This is a genomic window from Endozoicomonas sp. ONNA1 (assembly GCF_024606325.1).
In the GTDB taxonomy this organism is placed as follows: Bacteria; Pseudomonadota; Gammaproteobacteria; order Pseudomonadales; family Endozoicomonadaceae; genus Endozoicomonas_A.
This window is the reverse complement of record NZ_JAHHPN010000392.1, coordinates 1-7,361: the sequence shown is the minus strand read 5'-3', so window position 1 is coordinate 7,361 and position 7,361 is coordinate 1. Positions and strand designations below refer to the sequence as shown.

The window sequence follows — 7,361 nt, the reverse complement described above, 5'->3', positions numbered from 1 at the left end:
AGGTGCTCTGCAAGGCGCAACGACGGGAACATAGCAAGCTATGTGACCAGAGTTGTAACGCAGTCAGAGTGCCTGAACAATAAGTCAGAAAATATGATTTCGTATGGTTGAGTACTTAAGACTCTGTGGCACAATCCCGCTGTGGCCTGATGATTACGCGGAATTATCTCAGCAATTAATGCGAATGTCGTGGGAATAATAATAGCTGAAGCCAATCCACCAAAAATTCTCAGTACAACAGCCACCTCAAAAGAAGGAGCTAAAACAATAGCAGCCCCGTCAATGGCAAATGCACAAAGAGCGATCAATAGTAGTCGTGTTCTATCAACCCGATCTGAAATATACCCAAAAATAGGAGCTGCAATAGCATAAGAAATGGCATAACTTGCAATCAGCCAAGAAGCTTTGGTTGTAGACGTATCAAAAGCTTGAGCTAATGGACGCAACATAGATGACAACATAAACTCTGTTGCACCTACAAAAAAGACAGCCATAGTAAAAACGATAAGAGCTCCTCTTTTTACAGAAGAATCACTATTGTCAAATAGCATGGAATTCTCTTTTACCATTCGTTAATACAACCCTTCCGAATCAGCTTCATAAGTATTACGTAAAATATTGTCTAAAAATTCTTTGAAGCTAGTCTCAAAAACAAGCCCCCCTTTAGAGTTATACTTAAATAAGTCTGCATCCATACTACTATCAATAAAAAGTGCATAAGAGAATCGTTCCTGTTCATTCTTCTGTTCTGATCGTTGCTCCATTACCCTATGTGCGACAGCTGCAATCTGTGTTTCTGCATTCTGCATGAGAATCTCCACAGCGGGGTGACGTCTGTCCCTAAATATACATGAGTACCTGTAATTCTTAGGTTGTGTTCTTTTGCTATTTTAAATATTTCTGGGAGTTTAGATTCTAGAACACCAATTCGACTTTCTAACCCTGTGAAAATATTGTTTCTTGATTTTTCATCGATATTTAGTCGAATGCCAATTTCACCCCCAGGGTTCAGTTTTCCGTACAATTTAAGCTGATCGCGGGAGTCAATATTGATTTGTACGCCTTTCTCAATAATCAGCTTCATTGTAGGCTCACAAATACCGGTGCTCGCAAAAATAATCCGATTTGGACTAAACCCACAATCAAGTGAAAGTTGCATGTGCTTTCGTGAATTTACGAAAATACCAAAACCATTTAACTCCAACATCTTTAACAGTGTGGGATTATCGTTTGCCATTGAAGCAAAATGAATTCCGATATGAGGATATGAAATTGACTTGAATAGGCTGATGTTTTTTTGAATCAGTGATTCATCGTAGAAGTAGAAGGACGAGTCACCCAAATTGGATCTTTCTGTTATAAGTTTTTTTATTGACATTTTTTTTCTAAGTTACAACTCAATAAAAAATAAAAACCTAATAGACAGTAATGATCCTACCTAGGATACAATCAGCCTTCAACCCCTACCTGAATCGGTGACTTCGCGTCCCGGTTATCTATCCGAAAAGCTAGGGCAAAAACATGATCAATCCTTGAACAGCAATGCTGGCCAGAAACCTGTAGATTATTGTTGCCAGGGATGGTAATCACGCTTTGATGATTGAGACTATGGTTACACTGGGTCAACAAGGTAGCAAGGTAACAAGGTAACGCTAAACGCCTTGAGGTGACTGACGACAATGGCGTCAAACACTGGTGTCGCTGTGCTAATAGCGTTCCTCTGAACAAGACTGGGCCGGTTGAAATCCTCAATGTGCTTGATTGCGTCGAAACGGACAAGAAAGGTAAGCGCTACATCTGGGGTTGGATAACCGATATCCCGTTAACCGAAGAAACCATGCTCCCCGTATCCGAAGGGGGAAGATGTCGCTGGTACATAAAAAATGAAATCTTTTATATCCTGAAGAACCAAGGTTATGAACTTGAACACAACTATGATCACGGTGTGCAGCATCTGGCAACCAAACTGCCTTACCTGACGTTCCTGGTGGATCAGGTTCAGCAGCTGTGTTGTCTAGTCTTTCAGGAAGCCCTGAAACTATGGGCGCGTGGAACACGCACCTATGGTCACACCCCATGAATAACTCTAAAGCTGCTGCCTCCGTCGACCTGCAACTGCAAAACCAGCAGTTGTAGTCGGCGTTGGATACTGCGCTTCAGGAACTATCTTCTGCTAAACAGCAACTCAACTGGTTTAAACGGCAACTGTTCGGTGAAAAGTCTGAAAAGCGTTTTACCATCGACAATCCAGATCAGATGGATCTGGGCGAAATCTTCAAAACCCCGTCTGATGTCCCACCACCTGAAACCGGTAAACGGTCAAACAACGAAGAGACTTCCCCTACTTGTCCAGAGGCGTTTTTAACGGATTTTTCCCAAAGCGCTATTTCCAATTCCGGGGAATCAGTTCATCTATTTGTCGTGCGGTGTGGGAAATCCATACAGAGGAAGAAAAGGATCATTCTGGGATTTTTTCTAGCTGAGGATACCGCCTATGTATGCTTTGAAAAACTTAATGCATAAGGTTTGCTCTGTCAATAGAGGGAGTCTCTTCGTTGTTTGACCGCTTACAGATAAGTTACCAAGTGAATACGGCTATTTAGGTGTAAGAATTAGGTATATATACCTGTTACAATAAAGGACTCTATGGGTATGATGTGCAGCACATGGGCCAATGAGCTGTAACCAATCTGCATATTTAGTCAATAGGCGGTGCTCTGTTTTCACTAAGTAAAAGCTGATCGGTTTTGATTGAAAATGTGAGAATATCTCTAGGTCAAGAATTAGCTTTGTCAGCTTATATTAAGTGCTTACAATAATTAGGATATAGTTATAGATAATAATGAAAGCAAAAATACTTGGAAAACTTTCGATTGATAAAAATAAAATTAAAAATGAAATTTCTGTCATTGAAGAGTCTGGTTTTGATGATGCCTATAAAGAATATTCTATAGGAAAGTGGAGAACTAAATCTATATGGAATCAAAATGGAATTAATGGCGAAGCAATATCTAAAGAGTATTGCGGTCATGCAAAGAGGACTTTTTTTTCAAACCAGCTTACCTATATTAATGAAATAATTTCAAAAAATTTCAACACAAAATATATCAAGTCAGTTAGAGTTTTAAACTCTTGTGAAAATGGGATGATTTTTCCACATAAAGATTACTTGGAATTCAAAAAAGGGTTCAATCGAGTTCATGTGGTTCTTTATACTGATAAAAACTGCCTAAATTCTGAAAAAGATACTATTTACCACATGAGGGCTGGAGAAGTTTGGTATGTAGATGGTAGCAATATACATAGTGCGATGTCGCTATCTGAAAAAGGTAAATTTACTCTTATAATAGACTTTTGTCCCGATATTTCTTTAGAAAAGATATTCTCAAGAAATTCTAGTGTAGTAAAAGACAATATTGAACCATTTGTTAAGTATGATAGAGAGCCTCTTTCAGAAGATTTTATTAATTCTTTTTATTTAATATCTAAAACAGCAAACGAAAAGATGCTGCCTAATATTATGGGGATATTAAACTATTGGCATTTTTACTATGACTTAAGCCATAAAGATTACTTTAAAATTCTTGATAAAGCCTTTCTTAATCATGAGAATATATTGGTTTCGAAAAAATATAAATCATCTAGATCTATGCTGATTGAATCTGGATATGTAATGGGACAAGTATGAAATGGCTAGCAGTTTAATTATTGGTGCTGGCCCTACTGGTATTTGTACATTTATTGAGCTTGTGAAGAATAAGCTTGCCACCCGAATTATATTTGTTGACCCTAATGAAATTGGGATTGGCTATGGCTTTAAAGAAACTACTGAAAGTATGTTATGTAATACTTCAGCAGGTGTAAACTCACTAGTACCTGGTGAGAAAGAAGATTTCATTTCTTACTGCCGCTCTATAGGGCTAGCGATAGAGGAGGATGCTTTTTTACCCAGAAGCATTATGAATGATTATATTTTTAATAGATACAACTTATATAGAAAATTAGCTATTAAAAATAATATTCATATTGAATTTATTAGGGACAAAGTTTCATACATATATAGCTGTGGATCACAAGTTAAGCTTGAAAGTGGTAAGGTTGTAGATTCTAAAAACATCTTCGTTTGTATAGGTTCAGTAAATAAGTCTGATATAGGTCAAGGAGCATACTCTAAATTAAAAGAGAAGGGTGAACAGATATATAATAATGGTTCTAACATAATATGCCCATCAAGTGTGGCGATTATAGGCTCTAAATTGTCAGCAATTGATCAGGCTATTGATTTGTGTAAGAGAGGCTGTAATGTAACAATGATATCTAAGTCTGGTGAGTTACCAGCTGTAAGAAATGAATTAATGATCTATGATAATAAACTTTCATATAAAAAAGCAAAATCTAAAATAGAAATAGTAAAAGACATAAATAAAGTAATTCGTGCATATAATAAAGAGCCTCTTCATATTCTTACAAAAGAAAGGTTAAATCAAGAAATAATTTTATCAAGAAGAGAGAATGGATGGCAAACAGAGGTTGGCGATATTATTGAGTATCTAAACAATAATAGCAGTTTGCTTAGTAATAGAGATATAGTTCGACTAAAGAAAAAATATAGACGATTCATATCAAGGTATATTTCATCTATACCAGTTCAAAACGGTAAACTACTACTTGAATTTATTGATAATGGATCTCTTAATATAATTAAAGGTAGTTATGAGGATCTAGAATGGGATAGAAACTGGAAAATTAAAAAAACATTTATGAACTTTGACTGTGTAGTTGTTTGTGATGGTTTGGCTAACCCAGGAATAATTAAACGAAGTGATGGCAATTACTCTTTCACTTACAAAAATAAAAAAGACTATGTTAGTATTTCAGAGCTTGAGAAGAAAAGTATTTGGCTTGTAGGTAGTACCGCTGCTTCTGAATTTCTAATAGTTAACTATATTAGATTTTCAGTATCAAGAGTGGAAAGATTAATTAAACAACTTAAGGCTGCTTAAATTGAAAGTTTGCGTAGTAGATCCAGTTTCAAGTGGAAAATGTCTTATTGAGGCTTTAGAAGATTATGGCTGCACAATTATAACTATTGCTACGAGCAGCCTAAAATACGATGCGAAAAGAAAAATTGACTTTATATATGAAAAATCTAATTTAGAACCAGCTGTCCTCTATCTAAAAAAAGAAGAAGTATCTCATATCTTAGCTGGCAGTGAATTTGGTGTCACTACTACAGATATATTAAGCTTTTCACTTAAGCTAAAAGGTAATGATTATAAGCTGAGACAATCTAGATCCTGTAAGCTAAGCATGTACGAAAGAATAAGTAAATGTAATATTGAGGCTGGAAGGCATAGTGTTATAACAAAAAAAGATGAATTAGAAGATGTATTAAGCCTATTTAGCCACCCTGTCTTTATAAAGCCTTTGAACAGTGCTGGAAGTGATGGTTGCTTTAAGTGTAATACAAGTGATGAAGTTGTTGAAAAAGTCAATATGATTTTGAATAAGAAAAACTTGCTTGGCAATATTAATGATAAAATACTTATTCAAGAGTATATTGAGGGGCAACAATATGTAGTTAATACAGTTACATTAGAGAGCGCGCATGTCTTCACAGATATCTATTTGGTGAAAATCGAAGAGGTTGAAGGCATTCCAATCTATAGAAGTATCATTGCTGTTGATATAAACTACAATGAAGGTGAGGTTGGCAAGGTCATTCAATATACAAAAAAATGTTTGGATGCATTAGGGGTTAACAATGGTGCAGCCCACACGGAAATACGATTAACGGAGCATGGGCCAAAGCTTATTGAAGTTAATTCACGATTAATGGGGCCTAACTTAGATTCTAATGCTTTCTACTTTGGTTTGGGTTATAGTCAAGCATCTATTTGGGCTGAATCAATTTTTGATCCAAAAAGCTTCTACAAACGTGTTGAAAAAAAACAAACCTCTAAAAAAAACACTTTGCAATGGTTTATCTAAGAAATGCGAGTCATGGAAAAATATTAAACCGGAAAGGTTTGTTTTCTTTGCGTAGATTACCAGCTTTTCATAGTATAGTTGATACCCCGAGTTTATCTTATAAACCTCAAAATCCACTATCAACAACTGGGGATTATGGGATAGCATTTTTTGCTCATGAAGAGAAAACAGTTTTCAATGCGTCTCTTGAAAAGCTTCATAGTTTAGAAAGCTCAGGCCTTTTTAAAACCTGCTGTTGAGGAATTGCAAGTGCACCCTGTATTATTTATATTAATGTCTGTATCAATTCAGGCTTTTTCGTTTGCTTATGTTTCGAAAGAATTTGAACCCGGTGAAATTATACAGTATTCATTGATTTCATTTCTTTTGTGTGGTTTGGTATTTTCAATGGTTTTATATAAAAAAGGGAATCTTTGTTTAGAAGCAAAAGAAATACATGAACTATTCAGGCTGAATATTGCAACCAGCTTTGCTTTTCTTGGCTTTTATTTGTCACTTATATTTATTCCACCTTCTATATCGAGCCTTATTGAGGCATCTTCATCCCCACTGTGGGCAGTATTTTTTACTTATATTTATATAAAAAAGCTTGAGAATAATATTCCACTATTAGTCCTTATTTTTTTGTTCGGTCTAGTGACGCTTAGCTTTTCAATTGAAAGTTTTAATATCAAAATTTTTACAGGCCTAACGCTGAGTATTCTTGCTGGAGCTGGAGCCGCATATATTGCGACTATATCAAATCAAGGAAGTATGAATGATCTTTCGCGAGAAAAAATTCTCGCTTATAGGTTTTATGGATCTGCAATATGCTCTGCTTTCTTGCTATATACTACTGGGGGTTGGAATTTTGATGTTTATTTCTTGCTCAAAGCTTCTGTCTTATCTTTATTGGGGTTTCTTTTGCCAATGCTCTTGTTGCAAATAGGTATGGAAAAAACTAAGCCCGTTATCACTATTTTGTGCTTATCGCTAATCCCACTCTTGTCTTACATTTCTGAGATGTTGCTCGGTTCAAATTTCGATCTGAAAGCAGCATTAATGATGACAGTTACCTTGTTTTTGACTGCATATTACATCTTTAGCAGCACCAGGAAAACTGTAAAAGAAGAAGGTGTTGTGGTCCGCTGAAGTATCATTGGTATAAGACAGTAAGTGTAATTCTCATGTAACCGTTCGAGATGGGGGGAGACTCCCCCCTGCTTTTCGAGGACAGATTTTAACGGATTGGCGCGTGGACTTAATGTGCATAAAGATTCAGGCTGGTTGACCATACTTAGATCTATTAAGCCAGGGCTGGAAGTATTGCGAGATAACCCGCTGTGTCAGGATAGATGTCGCCTCTTTTGATTCATGACTCTCAATAATTG

At 36.1% G+C, this 7,361-nt stretch carries 8 protein-coding genes and 1 pseudogene; 6 read left to right on the top strand and 3 right to left on the bottom strand.

Annotated elements, in window-relative coordinates; genetic code table 11:
- Positions 1-38: 38 nt before the first annotated feature.
- Genes KDK19_RS09080 through KDK19_RS09070 form a run of 3 tightly spaced genes read right to left on the bottom strand, consistent with a single transcriptional unit; the run spans position 39 to position 1,342 of the window.
- Complete coding sequence (locus KDK19_RS09080) at positions 39-569, bottom strand: MFS transporter (protein WP_257282355.1); 531 nt, start codon at positions 567-569, stop codon at positions 39-41.
- Positions 570-572: 3 nt separating this feature from the next.
- Entirely contained in the window at positions 573-809 is a 237-nt protein-coding gene (locus KDK19_RS09075) for a hypothetical protein (RefSeq protein WP_257282356.1), read from the bottom strand.
- Positions 764-1,342: a hypothetical protein gene (locus KDK19_RS09070; RefSeq protein WP_257288742.1), complete on the bottom strand. Its 579-nt coding sequence runs from the start codon at positions 1,340-1,342 to the stop codon at positions 764-766. Before KDK19_RS09070 ends, KDK19_RS09075 begins: the two co-directional genes overlap by 46 nt.
- A 324-nt stretch (positions 1,343-1,666) precedes the next feature.
- Between KDK19_RS09070 and KDK19_RS09065 the strand changes: the two genes are divergently transcribed.
- From KDK19_RS09065 to KDK19_RS09040, 6 genes and pseudogenes are all read left to right on the top strand, one after another.
- A complete protein-coding gene (locus KDK19_RS09065; RefSeq protein ID WP_257291780.1) occupies positions 1,667-2,080 on the top strand; it encodes a hypothetical protein in 414 nt (137 codons plus the stop codon).
- 89 nt (positions 2,081-2,169) lie between these two features.
- Positions 2,170-2,523, top strand: a pseudogene (locus KDK19_RS09060) (transposase); the annotation flags it as partial.
- 319 nt (positions 2,524-2,842) lie between these two features.
- Positions 2,843-3,688: an aspartyl/asparaginyl beta-hydroxylase domain-containing protein gene (locus tag KDK19_RS09055; protein WP_257291779.1), complete on the top strand. Its 846-nt coding sequence runs from the start codon at positions 2,843-2,845 to the stop codon at positions 3,686-3,688.
- Position 3,689: 1 nt separating this feature from the next.
- Positions 3,690-5,003 (top strand): FAD/NAD(P)-binding protein, encoded by a 1,314-nt coding sequence (locus KDK19_RS09050; protein ID WP_257291778.1) that lies wholly within the window; start codon positions 3,690-3,692, stop codon positions 5,001-5,003.
- Between the two features lies 1 nt (position 5,004).
- A complete protein-coding gene (locus KDK19_RS09045) occupies positions 5,005-5,991 on the top strand; it encodes an ATP-grasp domain-containing protein (protein WP_257291777.1) in 987 nt (328 codons plus the stop codon).
- 249 nt (positions 5,992-6,240) lie between these two features.
- Positions 6,241-7,122, top strand: coding sequence for an EamA family transporter (locus tag KDK19_RS09040; RefSeq protein WP_257282358.1), 882 nt, complete (start codon positions 6,241-6,243; stop codon positions 7,120-7,122).
- Positions 7,123-7,361: the final 239 nt, after the last annotated feature.